Source organism: Pseudotenacibaculum sp. MALMAid0570 (genome assembly GCF_040151415.1).
GTDB lineage: Bacteria > Bacteroidota > Bacteroidia > Flavobacteriales > Flavobacteriaceae > Polaribacter.
In genome coordinates, this window is sequence record NZ_JBDKWF010000045.1 from 255,636 (window position 1) to 273,657 (window position 18,022).

At 31.5% G+C, this 18,022-nt stretch carries 12 protein-coding genes; 3 read left to right on the plus strand and 9 right to left on the minus strand.

Features of this window, described 5'->3' with window-relative positions; all coding sequences use genetic code 11:
• Positions 1 to 3: 3 nt before the first annotated feature.
• From guaA to porU, 5 genes are all read right to left on the minus strand, one after another.
• On the minus strand, positions 4 to 1,536 hold the full coding sequence (gene guaA / locus AAON49_RS04380; RefSeq protein ID WP_349552911.1) for a glutamine-hydrolyzing GMP synthase: 1,533 nt from the start codon (positions 1,534 to 1,536) through the stop codon (positions 4 to 6).
• Between the two features lie 126 nt (positions 1,537 to 1,662).
• Entirely contained in the window at positions 1,663 to 2,733 is a 1,071-nt protein-coding gene (locus tag AAON49_RS04385) for a 3-oxoacyl-ACP synthase III family protein (RefSeq protein ID WP_349552913.1), read from the minus strand.
• Between the two features lie 146 nt (positions 2,734 to 2,879).
• On the minus strand, positions 2,880 to 3,362 hold the full coding sequence (gene cdd, locus AAON49_RS04390; protein WP_349552915.1) for a cytidine deaminase: 483 nt from the start codon (positions 3,360 to 3,362) through the stop codon (positions 2,880 to 2,882).
• A gap of 32 nt (positions 3,363 to 3,394) precedes the next feature.
• Complete coding sequence (gene porV / locus AAON49_RS04395) at positions 3,395 to 4,519, minus strand: type IX secretion system outer membrane channel protein PorV (protein ID WP_349552916.1); 1,125 nt, start codon at positions 4,517 to 4,519, stop codon at positions 3,395 to 3,397.
• A gap of 39 nt (positions 4,520 to 4,558) precedes the next feature.
• Positions 4,559 to 7,954, minus strand: coding sequence for a type IX secretion system sortase PorU (gene porU, locus AAON49_RS04400; protein ID WP_502942900.1), 3,396 nt, complete (start codon positions 7,952 to 7,954; stop codon positions 4,559 to 4,561).
• A 194-nt stretch (positions 7,955 to 8,148) separates the two neighbouring features.
• On the opposite strand from porU, the gene gldJ reads away from it, so the two are divergent.
• Both gldJ and AAON49_RS04410 read left to right on the plus strand, forming a co-directional pair.
• Positions 8,149 to 9,825: a gliding motility lipoprotein GldJ gene (gldJ, locus tag AAON49_RS04405; protein WP_349552920.1), complete on the plus strand. Its 1,677-nt coding sequence runs from the start codon at positions 8,149 to 8,151 to the stop codon at positions 9,823 to 9,825.
• Positions 9,826 to 9,894: 69 nt separating this feature from the next.
• A complete protein-coding gene (locus AAON49_RS04410; RefSeq protein ID WP_349552922.1) occupies positions 9,895 to 11,151 on the plus strand; it encodes a UDP-N-acetylmuramoyl-tripeptide--D-alanyl-D-alanine ligase in 1,257 nt (418 codons plus the stop codon).
• Here AAON49_RS04410 and AAON49_RS04415 read toward each other — a convergent pair.
• Positions 11,144 to 11,995, minus strand: coding sequence for an N-acetylglucosamine kinase (locus AAON49_RS04415; RefSeq protein ID WP_349552924.1), 852 nt, complete (start codon positions 11,993 to 11,995; stop codon positions 11,144 to 11,146). The two genes, AAON49_RS04410 and AAON49_RS04415, sit on opposite strands and share 8 nt — an antisense overlap.
• A 123-nt stretch (positions 11,996 to 12,118) precedes the next feature.
• Between AAON49_RS04415 and AAON49_RS04420 the strand changes: the two genes are divergently transcribed.
• Complete coding sequence (locus AAON49_RS04420) at positions 12,119 to 12,859, plus strand: tyrosine-protein phosphatase (RefSeq protein ID WP_349552926.1); 741 nt, start codon at positions 12,119 to 12,121, stop codon at positions 12,857 to 12,859.
• 16 nt (positions 12,860 to 12,875) lie between these two features.
• On the opposite strand, the gene AAON49_RS04425 is transcribed toward AAON49_RS04420, so the two are convergent.
• From AAON49_RS04425 to AAON49_RS04435, 3 genes are read right to left on the minus strand one after another with little or no spacing between them, the layout of a single operon-like run.
• Positions 12,876 to 15,257: a GumC family protein gene (locus AAON49_RS04425; protein ID WP_349552927.1), complete on the minus strand. Its 2,382-nt coding sequence runs from the start codon at positions 15,255 to 15,257 to the stop codon at positions 12,876 to 12,878.
• Between the two features lie 8 nt (positions 15,258 to 15,265).
• A complete protein-coding gene (locus AAON49_RS04430) occupies positions 15,266 to 16,030 on the minus strand; it encodes a polysaccharide biosynthesis/export family protein (protein WP_349552929.1) in 765 nt (254 codons plus the stop codon).
• A 51-nt stretch (positions 16,031 to 16,081) separates the two neighbouring features.
• Positions 16,082 to 17,986 carry a polysaccharide biosynthesis protein gene (locus AAON49_RS04435; RefSeq protein WP_502942901.1) on the minus strand — a complete coding sequence of 635 codons (1,905 nt, stop codon included), beginning with the start codon at positions 17,984 to 17,986 and terminating at the stop codon, positions 16,082 to 16,084.
• Positions 17,987 to 18,022: the final 36 nt, after the last annotated feature.

The window sequence follows — 18,022 nt, forward strand, 5'->3', positions numbered from 1 at the left end:
ATTTTATTCCCATTCAATTGTAGCTGGTGGTTTTGAACTAATGTCGTAAACCACTCTATTTACTCCTTTAACTTTATTGATAATTTGGTTTGATGTTTTCTGTAAGAACTCATAAGGTAAATTCACCCAATCGGCAGTCATACCATCTGTACTTTCTACCGCTCTTAAAGCTACTACTTTTTCATAGGTTCTTTCATCTCCCATAACTCCTACAGAGTTCACTGGTAATAAAATGGCTCCAGCTTGCCAAACCTTATTATACAATCCGTTTTCTTTTAATCCATTAATGAAAATGGCGTCTACTTCTTGCAAAATACGAACTTTTTCTGAAGTGATATCTCCTAGAATTCTAATTGCTAATCCAGGACCTGGAAATGGGTGACGTCCTAATAATTCAGGATCAATTCCCATAGATGCTCCAACTCTTCTTACTTCATCTTTGAATAGCATTCGTAAAGGTTCTACCACTTTTAGCTTCATAAAATCAGGCAATCCACCAACATTATGATGACTCTTAATAGTGGCAGATGGTCCTTTTACAGAAACAGATTCTATTACATCTGGATAAATAGTTCCTTGCGCTAACCATTTTGCATTTTCAATTTGATTAGCCTCATCATCAAAAACCTCTATAAAAACACGTCCGATGGTTTTTCTTTTTTCCTCAGGATCACTAATTCCTTTCAAAGCATCCATAAAACGTGCCGATGCATCTACACCTTTAACGTTTAATCCCATTCCTTCGTATTGGTTAAGTACACTTTCGAACTCATTTTTTCTAAGTAACCCGTTATTTACAAAAATACAATGGAGATTTTTGCCAATGGCTTTGTGCAACAAAACCCCTGCAACTGTAGAATCTACACCTCCTGAAAGTCCTAATACTACTCTATCATCACCTAATTTTTCTTTCAACTCATTTACTGTAGATTCAACAAAAGAATCAGAAGTCCAATCTTGTCCAATTCCAGCAATATGCACTAGAAAATTCTCTAACAATTGTTTTCCATCTGTTGAATGATAAACTTCAGGGTGAAATTGAATGGCATACGTATCTTCTCCTTCAATTCTAAAAGCTGCATTTTCTACATCAGAAGTACTTGCTAAATGAACAGCTCCTTCAGGTAATTTCTTAATGGTATCGGAATGGCTCATCCACACTTGACTTCCTTGGGAAATGTTTGCAAAGAAATCTTCATTTTCTTTAACAAAAGACAAATTAGCTCTTCCGTATTCTCGTGTATTGGAAGGAGCTACTTCTCCTCCAGAAAAATGCGCTAAATATTGAGCTCCATAACATACAGCCAATAAAGGTCTTTTGCCTCTAATTTCAGATAAATCTGGATGCGGCGCATCTTCAGACCTTACAGAAAAAGGGCTTCCTGATAAAATAACAGCTTTAAAATCGTTGATGTTTTTTGGAGGATTGTTGTAAGGATAAATCTCACAATAGATATTCAATTCTCTCACTCGTCTCGCAATTAACTGCGTGTATTGCGATCCGAAATCTAAAATAAGTACGTTGTGTTGTTGCATGTGCAAAAATAGTACTTCAAATTAGATTTGAAAGCTTTGTTATTAATAAATTTAAAACAAATAATATTGGGGTTCAAAAGTTTTGAACCTAGGTTGATTTATTAAGATTCAAAAGATAATAAATAACTAATATCGGTAAACAATTGCATTGATATTCATTCCTGCTCCTACTGATGCTAAAATGATTACATCGCCTTTTTTTACTTCTTGATCTTCAATGTTTCCTTTCAAAACTAAATCTAATAAAGTTGGCACAGTAGCTACTGAGCTATTTCCTAATTTATGGATGCTCATAGGCATAACCCCTTCAGGAATTGGCTTCTTATACAATCTAAAAAATCGTTTGATAATAGCTTCATCCATTTTCTCATTGGCTTGATGAATGAATACCTTTTTTACATCGTCAATATCAATACCGCTTCTATCTAAGGCGGTTTTCATAGCGTTGGGCACATTGTTTAATGCAAACTCATAAATTTTTCTACCGTGCATTTTAATGTAACGAACATCAGGATGTTCATTTTTGTCAAAAGAGTTTCCAAAAAACAAAAAGTACGCTTCCTCTTTGGTAAAAGTTTGTGAAGCGTGACTTAAAATCCCCGAACTTTCTTCGTTATCTTTTACTTTTTCAACAATACAAGCTCCAGCTCCATCACTATAAATCATAGAATCTCTATCATGCTTATCTAAAACTCTTGAAAGTGTTTCGGCTCCAATCACTAAGACCTTTTTGGCTATTCCTGATTTGATGAATGCTTGGGCTTGAATTACTCCTTCTACCCAACCTGGACAACCAAATAAAATGTCATAAGCTACACAATTAGGGTTCTTGATTCCCAATCTATATTTTACACGTGTTGCTAAACTCGGTAAAATATCACTTTGAATGGCTGCAGATTTCACATCACCAAAATTGTGAGCCAGAATAATATAATCTAATTCTTCTGGGTCTATATTGGCATCTTTGATAGCTTCTTTTGCCGCAAAATACCCTAAATCGGAAGTATTGTATTTATTATCTGCATATCTACGTTCTTCAATTCCAGTAATTGATTTGAATTTTTCAATGATTATTTCATTTGGATTAGGAATTTCGGTACCATCTGCATTCAAAAATCTATGTGGTAAAAATTTTTCATTCTCTTTCTTGATGGTAGGGATATAGGACCCTGTTCCTGTAATTATTGATGAAGTCATTGTCAAATTTTTAATCTTGGTAAAGAAACAATAAATTCTTGGCAAACACCTTTTAAAGTTCTCTTATTTTACGATGTTCAATTTTGCATTTAGAGCATAAATCTACTTATTTGTTATAAGATTTGGAATAAATATTATTCTCTTAATTATAAATAAGAGCTATCAAAAGAAAATGGCAATAATGAAGTAACAGATTCTGCTTTTACTACTTTACCTATTTCTCCCATAAATAATACTTCTATAGGTTCTTCTTGATTAATTTCGTATTCCAAAAGAGTTTGTCTACAAGCTCCACATGGGCCTACAGGTTTGTCTACTGTTTTGTTAGTGGAAATGGCGGCTATGGCAAGTTTCTTTACCTTTTTGTTAGGAAAATTAGATCCTGCTTTCCAAATAGCTACTCTTTCTGCACACATTCCAGAAGGATATGCTGCATTTTCTTGATTGTTCCCAATAATTACAGAATCATCTTCCATAAGTAAGGCTGCACCTACTTTGAAGTTAGAATATGGGGAATAGGATTTTTTAGTTGCCTCAACAGCTTCTTTCATTAAATGTTTATCAACATCCGAAAGTTCATCAATGCTGTCAAAAAGGTAACCTGATGCAGCTATATTTATTTTTTTCATAAAGAATTTGTTCTCTTGAAAAAACTAAAATACTAATAATCGTTGTAAATTTCTCCTAAATCAAAAGATAGTGAAAAACGAAGTGAATTTTCTAATGGGTTATTTACGTCTGAAGAGTTAATTAAATAAGACAAATCTATATTTAAAGCATTGGTTTTAAACCCAGCACCTAGTGTAAAAAATTGTCTATTTCCTTTATCTTCATGTTCATGAAAATAACCTGTTCTTAGAGCAAAAGCATTATTGTATAAATACTCGGCTCCAAAAGCATAAGTAAATTCTTTCAATTCTTCTTTAAAACCTCCTGGTGCATCTCCTATTGAGCTAAAAATTCCTGAGATAAAACCTTGGTCGGCTTCTGAACCATCTGGTTGCGGAGTAGGAACAAGTAGTTTGGTAAATTCTGTATTCACACTAACAGTATTATAATCATCGATAATAAAATCGAATCCACCACCATATTTAAGGTTTGTTGGAATAAAATCTTCTTCACCTGGAACATAAGAAACTTTAGGTCCTATATTGGTAATATTAAATCCTAATCTCCATCTACCATTAAATGTTCCATAATTTTCTTCTGGTGATTGATAGTATCCAGAAACATCAACAGCAAATGAATTAATTGGTTGTAATGTTGAATTTGTTCCTGTAAAGGCAAGATTTGATCTAAAATAACGACCACTTACTCCCATAGAAAACGTTTCACTTAACTTAAGTGCATACGTTCCAGAAAGTGCAAATTCATTAGGATTTATAGTTCCATTAGGGTTTCCTAGATTGTCTGTTAAATCTACCTGACCTAAAGAGAAATAACGAAACTCTACTCCATAAGCTGCATTTTCACTAAATCTTTTGATGTAAGATGCACTTCCAATAAAAATATCATCTGTCAAGTTTCTCAACCAAGGAGAATAATTAATTCCAATTAAAACTTCTCTTCCACTGAAAGCAATTTTAGATGGATTGTGAAATAATGAACTTGCATCAGCCGACGTTGAAACACCAACATCTCCCATTGCTCCTGCTCTAGCATCTGGCACTATTAATAAAAATGGTGTTGCTGTTGTAATCCCTCCCGTTTGTGTTGTATTTGTTTGTCCTACAACTTCGCCAAAACTTAACAAGCTGATGGCTACTAATAATCCTAGTTTTTTCATATAGTTAGTTTACTACTTAACCGCAAATATCGTCATTTATTATAGTATGACTAATTTTTCATACTTTTCTGAAGATATATTGCTTACTGTTGATTTTACTTTTAGTTTATATACATAAACTCCTTTTCCTATTTTATTTCCAAAATCGTCTAAACCATTCCAAGTAATACTTCTTGATAAATTACCAGCAGTAAATACTTGTTGATTAATGGTTTTTATTAATTTTCCGGAGACAGTGAAAATTTGAACCTGAACTTCGAGGGGCTCGTTCGGTTTGTTATGGTTGAACCAAAATTCGGTGTAATTTACAAATGGATTTGGATAATTCAAAACATTATCTAAAGTTAGCGAGCTATCACTTACAACAACAAAGTTTATTGTGGCTTCTGAAGAGTTGTTATAAGTGTCCCAAGCCTTAAGTTTTATTGTATGAGGTCCAACGCTTAAATCTCTAAGTCGGTATGTAACTTTTCCGTTGGTGAAATCATCCAATTCTGTTTGATAAAAATCGTTAAGAATGATTGGATTGGATTCATCACCATCTAAAATAGCAACAATATCATGGTCTACAGCTGTAACTGAAGTATTTATTCCGCTTATATCAGATAATTTAGCGATGAAATTCGGTGAGGTATTTGTGTTTCCTCCATCGATAAAGGATTCATCATTCATAAAAAGTTGTATTTCTGGGCCAACAGTATCATCTGGTGCATTTTCATTAATCCCTCCAACAATAATATCGTTATTATACCCTGATCTATCTAATTGTTGATTTTCTGCATAAAAACTCAACTTTCCATTCCCAAATGCAATTCTTACATCTCTAGGCACAATAAACTCAAAATTAAATGCTCCGTTTTGTACAGTAGCCTGACCTCTAAAAAGTTTACTCTCTTGAGAATCGAAAGTCTCTACTATTCCAAAATTATTATTATCAAGTGTTGATTTATTGATGGGTTTATCAAAAACTGATGTTGAAAGTGTCCCATTAAAATCGGTTAATGTATTGTTTAAGTTGTCGGTAACTACACCTTCAAAATTAACTCTTGACAAGGCTTTCAAAGTATCTAATGATTGTGTTATATCAACACCATTCATGTGGGTAATTCTTACATTAGGCTCTGGAATTGCTAACTTCTTAGCAGGATCTCCAAAATAATAAATAAAGAATTTTTGAAAGTTTGAAAATCCATTTTTAGCTTCTGCAAGCCCTTCTGCTATAGTATTATCGCCTCCATTGAACTCTAACAAAACACTTATCAATTCTTCATTAAAATTTTGTCCTACACTAATAAATATTTCTCTAGTGGTAGAAATCATAGAAGCTGCTCCTCCATTAGGATTCCAAAAAGTTAATTCTCCTGCTGTTATTCTGTTTGGGTTGTCAAATCTTGAGAACTCACAAGTTACTGTAATAAAAAGAGGTAATGTATTTCCGTTCTGAAACGATTGAACTTGAGGTACATCTAAAAATCGTTCTGCTGCAAACCCATCTTCACCACCATGTCCAAAATAATCAAATACCAAGGTTCCTCTTTCTATGGCTGTAGCTATAGCTTCCTTAACTTCAGGATAACGTTCTCCTCCCGACGAATTTTGCTGTACAAAAGCATCAGCATATATTTTATTAACATTAAAGATTGGTTTATTGTTTTTGATATCATCTGCAATTCTTTCAACTCCAGGTTGAATAGGAATATCAGAATTTGCATCAATATCATCAGCAACTAAAGTGATAGTATTTCTCCAATCACCTAATGATTCTACTTGATAGTAATTTAATATTTTGTCTACTACTTCTGTAGCTTGTTGAACGTCACTTACAGGAATTCTACCTGTTGCAATATCTAAGGTATGCGTTGGAGACATTGTTCCTTCATTATCTTCTAACATTCCGAAGAAATCATCTGTAACATAGGAAAATGCTAAACTATAACTCTGCTCAGATTCATATACAGGTACAATATTGTTATTGTCAGCGATACGATCTTTATAGTCATAAGATCCGTCTCCAAACAAACAAACAAATTTTAATTTTTTGTCTGCTGTTGTGTTATTATCATAAACATGCTTGATAAAATCTCTAATTCCCGTAAGATCTGGAGATCCCGAAGAAAATTCGTTATAAATATCTTCTACAATTACCACTTGGGTTGTTAGACCAGAATTCTGCTCGTGGTAGTCTGCTAATCTTTGCGCTTGCCCTGATAATTCTTGAGAAGTAATCAGTAAATAGTTAATATCTTGAAGCGCATGCAAGTTTTGACTTTCTACTCTAGGACTAGAAATAGCTTCGGGCGTATAAAAGTCAGAAGGATTAAGTACTATATATTCTCTTAATTGTCCTCCGTTGGCTCTAAATGAAAAATTTCCTGTAGAAGTATTCTCAACTGACATAACGTTTATTGGATCTGTCACATCCCATAACTGCAATATGTTTGTAGCGTTTTGAATTTGGTACTCTACTACATCGGTAGTATTAGCTGCTTCAAAGCTTCGGAATGAAAATTGAAAATCGTTCGCAATAAGATTCTTTTTACCAACTATTTCTATAAAATCTAAATACGCTTTTGCGGATGGGTTTCCACCATTATTATAGTCTAAGGTTACATTAATCGTAGTTGCAGAATTTGCCAGCGTAGCAGATCTAATTTGATCGGATGCTAGAATTAAAGAACTTGGATTATTTGCTGGAAAGGCAAAAGTAAAAAGGTCTTGCGTGTTTACAGATACTTGCATGTTAGATGACAAGCCAGAAACAGCAACAGCTCTTACAGTTACATCTATATCTTCACCAGAAACCGCATTAGGAAATGGGATTTCAAAAGTTTGTTGATTTTCTATGCTAAACTCTTCACCAACCCATCTTCTACCAGCAGCAAACAAATTAATTGTTTCTTTTTCATAAAAAATATAGTCATCAAATGTTGTGATTTGAAGATTGGGAGCTGCGGTAACTACAGGAGATGGTTGTATTCTTTTCCCATTGTTACTATCAACCATAATATAGTAATAGGCTTTGTCCGAATATATGTTCTGACGATGGTTTGCGTTTTCTGTATTCGAATTAACAATCCAATCGTGTGGTCCTTTCGCATAAAATAGAATAAAATCATTGGCGTCAAAAGAACCATCGTCTTCACCTTCTATAAAAATAGCATTCTCTTGCAGGTCTTGATATCTAAAATCTGAGTTTAATTCTGGAAGTAATTGTCCTCCATTTCCATAAATATGAATTTTTCTAGGATCTAAATTCGTTGTAGAAACACCAATCTGTTGCAGTAGCGATCTATCTATTCTAAAAACTCCTGTTGTGTCTACAGAAAATTTAAACCAATTACCATTCGCAAGCACAGAGTTAGTTACTTGAGCTGACAAGGCTATTGAAAAGAGAAAAAATATAGCAATAATTGTAGTTTTCCTCGACATAATCATACCTCAAATAACGGAAATAATACTCATATATTTTACAGGAAATTATGATATCTAATAATAAACGAAAAACATCTGCGTTTAAGGTATAGTTGAAATTTATAAGGAAGCTAAAAATTTACGAATCATCTTGTGTGAACACAATTTTGTTGTAAATTGCAAAGCTGAAACAAAACCCTTAATATTTGAAATAAGATATGAGAAACTTATTTAGAATAAACCTGCTTTTACTCAGTGCATTACTTTTATCCAATTGTAATTCAGCTAATAAGAGCAAATCTTCTTTAACAGGATGGAACTTTAACGACCCCAAATATGGTAGTTATATTAAAGGAAGTTCTTTTCAAGGTCAGAAGACTCCAGATGGCATGGTAGCTATTGAAGGTGGTACTTTTACCATGGGACAAGTACAAGATGATGTAATGTTTGACTGGAACACGACTCCAAGACAAATGCATGTTCGTTCATTCTATATGGATGAAGCAGAAGTTACTAATTCAGAGTATTTATTGTACTTACAAGTTACAAAAGATGTATTCCCTCCAGATGAAGAAAAATACAAGAATATTTATTATGCTGCTTTACCAGACACTTTGGTTTGGAGAAAAAGTTTAGGAAATACAGATCTACTTTCTGAAAACTATTTAAGACACCCTGCATACTCAGACTATCCTGTTGTTGGTGTTAGCTGGTTACAAGCTGTACAGTATTGCAAATGGAGAACAAGTGCGGTTAACTTAAAAAACTTAATTGACAGAGGTGTATTAAGTAATGTCTTAGAAAATGATACTATTAGAAATTTCTTTGATACTGATTTATATTTAGAAGATCCTTACAAACTATTTGATGGTGATTCTACTGTATATAAAAGAGGTTTACCAGATAACAAAGTAAGAAAAAGAGGAGAACCTAGACCTCCAAGAGGTTCATTTACCGGAAGACAGGTTACTGCGATGGATGGAATTCTAACGCAGAAATTTAGACTACCAACAGAAGTAGAATGGGAGTATGCTGCAAAAGCTATTGCTGAAAACAGAGAATACAACAATGTAAGAGGTAGAAAGAAATATGCTTGGAATGGAAAATATACAAGAGATCGTTCTACTAGATATAAAGGAGATCAGTTGGCTAACTTCAAACAAAGACAAGGTAACTATAGTGGTTTAGCTGGTTGGAGTGATGATGGTTCTGATATTCCAATTAAAGTAAAGTCTTATCCACCAAATGCTTTTGGTTTATATGATATGTCTGGAAATGTAGCTGAATGGGTTGCAGATGTTTACAGGCCTATTGTTGATGCTGAGGCTAATGATTTCAATTACTTTAGAGGTAACATCTTTACTAAAAAAATGATTGATTCTACAGGACAAGTTGTTGTTATTGGAGAAAGCGCTAAAGCTACTGCAACTTATGACACGCTTCCTAATGGTAAGATAGTACCAGTAGAATTACCAGGAGAAATTAAATACGTTCCTATTACTAGAGATGATGCATTTATGAGAAGAAATTATAAAATTGCTTCTAACCTTAATAAGAATGATGGTGATAAGAACTCAAGTAGATTTTACGATTTAGAAGATGATCAATTTAGTAGACAACCTAGAATGTACAACTCTCCTATTAATGAGAAAGATTCTATAACTGGTCAACTAAATCAATATGATCCTAGAAAACGTAACACTTTGATTAGTGACAAGACAAGAGTTCATAAAGGTGGTTCATGGCAAGATAGAGAGTATTGGTTAGACCCAGCTCAAAGAAGATATCTTCCTGAGTACATGTCTACTAACTATATTGGCTTTAGATGTGCAACTGATATTGTTGGAGCATTAAGCTATAAAAAGAGAACAGCAAGAAACCCTTCTAGAAACTAATTCTAGAGATTATAATATAGCAAACCTCATTGGAAATAAATTCAATGAGGTTTTTTTTATATTTAAGCAATGAAAATTAAAGACTTATATCAATTCTATAGAGAAAATTATCTTGTTGATACTGATACAAGAAAAATAAGAAAAGGGTCAATTTTCTTTGCTTTGAAAGGAGAAAACTTCAATGGAAATAAATTTGTAACTCAGGCTTTAGAAAACGGAGCAGAATACTGTGTCATAGATGAAGAGAAGTATGCTGTTAAAGGAAAAACTTTTTTAGTAAGAGATGTTCTTTTGGCATTACAAGAACTTGCAAAGTATCATCGAGAACAACTTGCTATACCTATTATTGGACTTACTGGAAGTAATGGAAAAACTACTACAAAGGAATTAATTTATTCTGTTCTTAAAACTCAGCACAATGTAAATGCTACTTATGGTAATCTTAATAATCATATTGGAGTTCCACTAACGTTACTTTCGTTTACCGATAAAACTGAAATAGGAATTGTTGAAATGGGTGCCAACCATCAAAAAGAGATTGAGTTTTTATCAAATATTTCACAACCAGATTACGGATATATTACCAACTTTGGTAAGGCTCATCTGGAAGGTTTTGGTGGTATAGAGGGTGTAATCAAAGGAAAATCTGAATTGTATACCTATTTATCTAAGAATCATAAAAAGGTTTTTGTAAACCCTCTAGACTCAAAACAAGTTGAACTCACAGCCAACCAGTCTAGAGTTTTCTTAAATAGTGATGAAGTATCAATGTTTTCTTCGCATCCTTATTTAAAAATAAACTATAAAGATATTTCTATACAAACTCACTTAGTTGGTGAATATAACTTTACTAATATTCTAGCAGCCATTACCGTAGGAGAACATTTTAATGTTTCGAAAGAGAATATTAAAACCGCTATCGAAAATTATGTCCCTACTAATAATAGATCACAGGTTATTGAAAAGCAAGGTAATACCATATTGCTGGATGCATATAATGCTAACCCTTCAAGTGTAACATCGGCATTAGACAACTTTAACAAAGTGAAACATTCTTCTAAAGTTGCTATTCTTGGAGATATGTTTGAGTTAGGTAAAGATGCAGCTGAAGAACATCAAAACATTGTTGAGCTTTCTAAAAATCTTGAAATAGATCGGTTTATTTTTGTAGGTGAAAACTATTACGGTACTAGTGCAGCTGAGAAATACAAAAGCTTTGAAAATTTGAAATCAAATTTGGAAAAATCTCCTTTTAAAGATTGTTTTATTTTGATAAAAGGCTCTAGAGGAATGGCTTTAGAAAGGCTTTTAGAAATTATTAATTAATGTGATTTCTATGGTATTCTATTAGATTATCTATAGGTCTTTGAATCACGTCTGTAACTTCTAAATCATACTTTTTTGCTACTTTTTCTAAAATATCTCTAAAGTAATAAGCAATAGATCCAATAAAGAAAACAGGAATATCATTATTTATTTTATAGGGTAATATTCGATATTTAAAAAATTCTCTAAATCCTTTTCTAATAGTTTTCTTAATGTATTTATCCTCTTTAAAATCAAACATGAATTTTGCAAAAGTCGCCAAATACATATTAGGATTTGGTTGTCTGTAGAGATTAAATTTTACTTGATCTATTTCAAGATCATATTGCTTTTCAAACTCTTCAGCAATTCTTTTTGGCATTTTATCATAGTAATAATCCCTTATGAGTTGTTTGCCAAAGTAATTCCCGCTAGCCTCATCCATTAAGGTATATCCAAGAGACGCTACATTTATATGCATTTTATTTCCATCATAATAGCAACTGTTAGATCCAGTTCCCAAAATACACACTAAAGCTTCTTTGTCTCCAGAAGCAGCATATACAGCAGCTAACATATCTTCAGCTATATTTATTTCAGCATTTATAAAGATAGATTGCATAACATCCTTTAAAATAGCGATGGGTTTTGGGGTACCACATCCTGCCCCATAAAAATGTATTTCTGTTACCTCATCTTTTATATTGATGAGCTGAAACATATTTACAATTCTATTGGTTAGTTCATCTTTAGCAACAACTGCAGGATTTAAACCTAAGGTTCGTACTCTAAAAAGCTCTTTTTTATTAGTATCTAAGGCTATCCAATCGGCTTTCGTAGATCCTCCATCCGCTATTAAAATCATGATAATTTTCTTTATAAAACCAAATATATCATAACAAATCTTCTTATACAACTAGCTAGAGAAACTCAAACGTTTTCGTTTAAAAATAATTTTAAAAAATGTACTTTTGCTTAAAATCCATTTATGTTTTTTTTAAAAAAGAAGAAGATAGAAATTACTGATTTTTTCGGTGATAATTTTGTTGATATTCATTCGCATTTACTTCCTGGAATTGATGATGGTGCTAAAGATTTAAGTCAAAGTATAGAGCTTATCAAAACAATGCTATCTTATGGAATCAAAAACTTTATAACTACACCGCATGTCTTAGGTGATGTATATCCAAATTCTTCTGAAACAATAAAAACTAAATTAGAAGAAGTAAGAACAGAGTTAACAAATCAAGGGCTTGATGATGTAACCATTTCTGCAGCAGCTGAATATATGATGGATGAAAGGTTTAGCGACCTTTTAGAAGCTGATGACATTCTCACGTTAAAGGATAATTATATTCTAGTAGAAATGTCTTATTTCAGTGCCCCTTTAAATTTATATGAGATTTTATTTGAGATTCAATTGAAAGGTTACAAACCAATATTAGCTCATCCGGAGAGGTATAACTTCTTTCACAATGATTTTGAGAATTATTACAAACTAAAAAAAGCAGGGTGTTTATTTCAGTTAAATTTTTTATCAATGACTGAACAATATGGGAAAAATGTACAACAAATCAGTCAGAAGCTTCTTAAGCTTAACATGTATGATTTTACAGGAAGTGACACACATCATTTCAAGCATCTTAACCTTTTAAAAACATTAGCTACTGAGAAAAACAAAAAAAGCTTAGAATCTATCATGAAAAATAATTCTAAGCTCTTCTTATAATTTTTATTCTTGTAGTTTAGTCTCTACTAAATATCTTTTTATACCAAGGTTTCTCAACTACTACGTAACCATAGCCATAACCTCCATATCCGTAACCATAGCTTCGTTTAGGATCTGTGTCATTTAATACAATAGCCATGTTAGGTAATCTCTTTTCATTATACAATCCTTGAGGTACCGCTAACAATCTCTTATCCAGATAGTTAGCTCTAACGACATACATAAACATGTCTGCATATTTGGCAATTAATAATGTATCAGTAACTAAATTTACAGGAGCTGTATCTACGATTACAATATCATATTCTTGTTTAACAATTGTAAATAGGTTTTCAACTCTTTTTGTCATCAATAATTCTGCTGGATTCGGCGGTACAACTCCAGAAGCTATAATATCAAGACCTTTTACTTGAGGAATACTAAACTTAATATCTTCTAATGTTAAGGAATCATCAGTAATATAATTAGTAATCCCTTTTCTGTCTTGTACACCTAAGTATTCTATTACTTTAGGCGCTCTTAAATCCATTCCCATTAAAAGAATTTTCTTTCCTGATAATGCTAATGTAGCTGCTAAGTTAATAGAAACAAATGATTTTCCTTCACCACTAGTAGTTGAAGTAATGAATATAGATTTACTTTGTTTTCTATTGCTAGCTAACATAAAATCTAAATTGGTTCTAATTAATCGAAAAGCTTCTGCTGAACTAGATCTTACATCATGACCAATAACAACTTTCTCTTTGCTTTCCGATTTAGGAACATCTCCTAAAAAAGGAATGGACAATTCGGATTCGATATGTTGTTTATTATGAACCTTAGTATCAAAAATATCAATAATGTAAATAAAGACAAATGGAATTACTATTCCTAAAAAAAGTGAGATTAGGTAAATAATTTTTTTACTTGGCCAAACTGGGGTGTTAGAACTATATGCACTATCGATTATTTTCGCATTAGGAACAGTCACAGCAAGCGAAATATCAGTTTCTTCTTTTTTCTTTAAAAGATAGCTATAAAGTCCCGCAATTATTTCCTGTTCTCGCGCAATATCTATATAACCTCTTTCTTTAGCTGGAATAGATTTAATTCTAGACAAGACTTTAGCTTCTTCCTTTTTAAATTCATTTAGTTGTAACTCTAATGATCTAGAAACATTTGACAAACTCCTCAGTAAACTTGATCTTAAGCTCTTAATTTGAGATTCTATTCCTCGTAATAAAGGATTTTTAGGTCCTGCTGTCTCTAATGCTTTCTCTCTATTCAAGATAAAAGTATTGTACTCTATTATAGATTGCGAAATGTTAACGTTTTCAAAACCTAGATTTGAGGGTAGTACATCAAATTCTTTCGACTCTTTAGTCAAGGATTCTTCAATTCCTCTAGATAAAATAAGCTGTGTTTGTATGCTTATAACACTTTGATTATTATCCTTTAATGCTTCAAAAACCAATTTAGCTTCATCAGGTAAACCCGTAAAATCTTTTGACGTTTTATACTCTTCTACATTTGTATCAATAAGAATTAAATCTGAGCTTACTTTTTTTAATCTAGCATCAATAAATTCTTTGGTTTTTTCAGAAACTTGATTTTTATCATTAATCGCATCAAGGTTATATTGCCTAACTAATTCATCAAGTACGACTTCTGCTTTTTCTCTAACAGGATCATCAAGAGAAAGATTTATAACACTAGAATTTTTATTTACTGGAAATACATTAATTCTACTTCTGTAACTAGCCACAACAGAAAATTTAGGCCTTATTCTAATAGATACTGATTTATCTTTAGATTTATTCTTAAGTTTATTTTTCTTTATCTTAAAAGAACCTAAACTACTTTTGATAAGTTCTTCATATGTATGAGAAGATATAAATTCATCATTTATACTTCTAAATTCATATTTATAATCATCAATCAATTTGATGTTAAATATTGTGTCTTTTTTATCAAAAAGCGGATCCTTTTCTTCAAATTCAATTATAATTGGAGAATAATGTCCATAAATTTCAGTCTCTTTTACCCTACCAGAAACGTAATAATAGATTCCTAAATTTAATGTATCTACTACATTACCTATTATCTTTCTGGACTTTATAATTTCTATCTCATTATCAGTGTTATTTGAAGAACCAACTCCAATAATCCCCATATCTTTAAAAGCTTCTAACTCAGGAGAAATTCCAGATTTCTTATTATCTTTTATCATGATAGATGCTGTAGCACTAAATTGAGGAGTACTGTATCTTAAATAAGTATATGCAATCGTAAATGATATTACAACTCCCAGTAAAAACCATTTCCAATGTTTAAAGTACTTTTCTAGTTCTACTCGAAAGTTTATAGTGTCTGTATCCCTTCCAAAATGATTAGAGGTATAATTATGATGTTGTTGCATTATAAATATTATCTTGTTAAAACAGCAATTAAAGAGATTAAAATTGAACCAATAGATACAAATAATCCAGTATTTTGGTTAGTTGCTGCAGACTGAGCTTTTGCTTTATTCTGATCTATGTACACAACATCATTCTGTTGTAAGTAATAAACAGGCGAAGTGAAAATTTTATTAGATAAGAGATCAACCCTATAGAATTTTTTCTCATCTCCTTCTTCTCTAGTAACAAGAATTCCATTTCTTTGTCCTGAAATGTTCAAATCTCCTGCTAAACCTATAGCTTCCAATATTGTAATTCTTTCGCTAGGTATAGTATATGTGCCTGGCTTTTGTACATCTCCTAAGACAGTAACTTTGAAATTGGCTATTCTTATATTAATAGTCGGATCTTTGACATAATCAGGGTTAAGTTTTATATTCAAAAGCTTTATAGCTTCTTCCCTTGTTAAACCTCCTAGTTTCAATTTTCCAATAAGAGGGAAATCTATTTCTCCATTCTTATTTATTAAATATCTTTGCTGTTGTGGATTACCAGCTACTAAATTTGTTGCCGCAGAGAATGTTGCAGCTGGCAAATTAAATGGCTTTACAGACTCTATGTTTTCTGAAAGTATTGTTATTTCTAATAAATCATCAGGTTTAAAAACAGTTTTAAAACTATTAGAAGCTTTAGATAAATCTATTTTATCATTTTGAAAATATGTAATAGACTTTTTCGACACACAAGAGCTTAAAAAAATTAAGCTTAGTAATAAGTAAATAACTCCTCTCATTTATCTTTTTAATAAAAGTAATTCTGTTGTTTGCGAAAATACATATTAGAATTAATCTAAAGAAACTTTATTGTCCAATTTTTCATATATAGAATTGTTAGAAATAAACTCTGGAACGATTTCCTTCATTAAAATAACAGTTTCATGATTGTTATCACATCTATTTTGATAGCAAAGTTTCTCAATATTACTTTTAATAAAAGAACAATCTATTTGTTTAACATTAGCTATCATAATTTTTTCATGATAAGTAGACTTTGTGTTCTCTCCTGTGGCTAATAATTCTTCATATAATTTTTCTCCAGGTCTCAAGCCAGTTATTTTAATATCTATATCTTGTGGATAACGCAAACCTGAAAGTTGTATCATTTTTTTAGCAATATCATATATCTTAATTGCCTTACCCATATCAAATATATAGATTTCTCCTCCTTCTCCCATTGTACCTGCCTCTAAAACCAAACTACAAGCTTCAGGTATTGTCATAAAATACCTAGTTATATCTTTGTGTGTTAAAGTTAATGGTCCTCCTTTTAGAATTTGTTTTTTGAATAATGGTATTACTGAACCATTTGAACCTAATACATTTCCAAATCTAGTAGTGGTAAATTTTGTTTTCTCACTATGCTTATTCAAACAACTAATATACAGTTCTGCAATTCTCTTAGTTGCTCCCATTATATTAGTTGGATTTACTGCTTTGTCTGTTGAAATCATAACAAATCTATCTACTGTATATTTCAAAGATAAATCGGCTATTATTTTTGTTCCAGCTATATTTGTTTTAATCGCTTCATAAGGGTTGTTCTCCATTAAAGGAACATGTTTATATGCTGCCGCATGAAATACTTTTTGAGGTTTATGCTTTTCAAAAATCCTTTCCATACTTTTTAAATCTCTAATGTCTGCAACAATAACTATTGTATCTCTTAAGTTTTTACTCTTTAATTCTTGTTGAATCTCATAAAGTGATGACTCTGATTGATCAATCAATATAAGTTTTTCATACTTATAGTTAGAAATTTGTCTAGAAATCTCAGATCCAATTGAACCCGCTGCGCCAGTAACTAAAATAGTTTTCCCTTTGACTTCTCTTTCTACTATTGGATTGTTAATTTGTATTGTATTCCTATTCAACAAATCTTCAATCTTTACCTGTTTAATTTGACTAGCTTCTAAAGCACCACCTATCCATCTGGATAAAGGCGGAACAATTTTTACTTCTACATCTAAATCAATGAAAAAATCTGTAATTTCTAATAGTTTTGAAGCTTTTAAATTTTGGATAGATATAATTACTTCATCTAAATCGTACTTTTTTAAAAACTTATGAGTAATTGATTTTAAATCATAAACTCTAACTCTATCAATTTTTTTTCCAATTTTATTTTCATCATCATCAATAAATCCAATTACTTCAAAATTTTCTTTAGTATCCTTATTTAAAGCTCCGTAGGTAATTAATCCTGAATCACCAGCTCCAAAAATCATCACGTTTTTAATATCATTAAGGTCTGTTGAAATAATCTCATAGAATGCTTTAAAAACAAATCTTGAGATAATCAAAATAAAAGTGTTAACCAAATAATGAATAATTATAATGGAAATAGGAATAGTAAAAAGTTCATAAATTTCAAAAACCCTATTAACAGATACTAATATCAATGTAATACCAGAAATCAAAAGCGTACCAGCAAATACATTAAATGCATCTCTAGTTCCCGTATGCCTTACTATCCCTTTGTAAGATCCTACTACTAAAAAGCTAAATAATCCAACAATTAAAACAACTGGTATTTGCTTGATTAAATTTGAATGATCAAAATCAAAGCTTGCATTAAATCTTATAAAATAAGCGAAAACAAATGACAGTCCTACAAGTATAAGATCAATACATAAAACAATCCATTTAGATGCATACTTATTAAGTATTTTCAAAAAGTAATTTCTAAGCATATAATTATTTTCCAAAGTCAAAAATACACTTTTTTG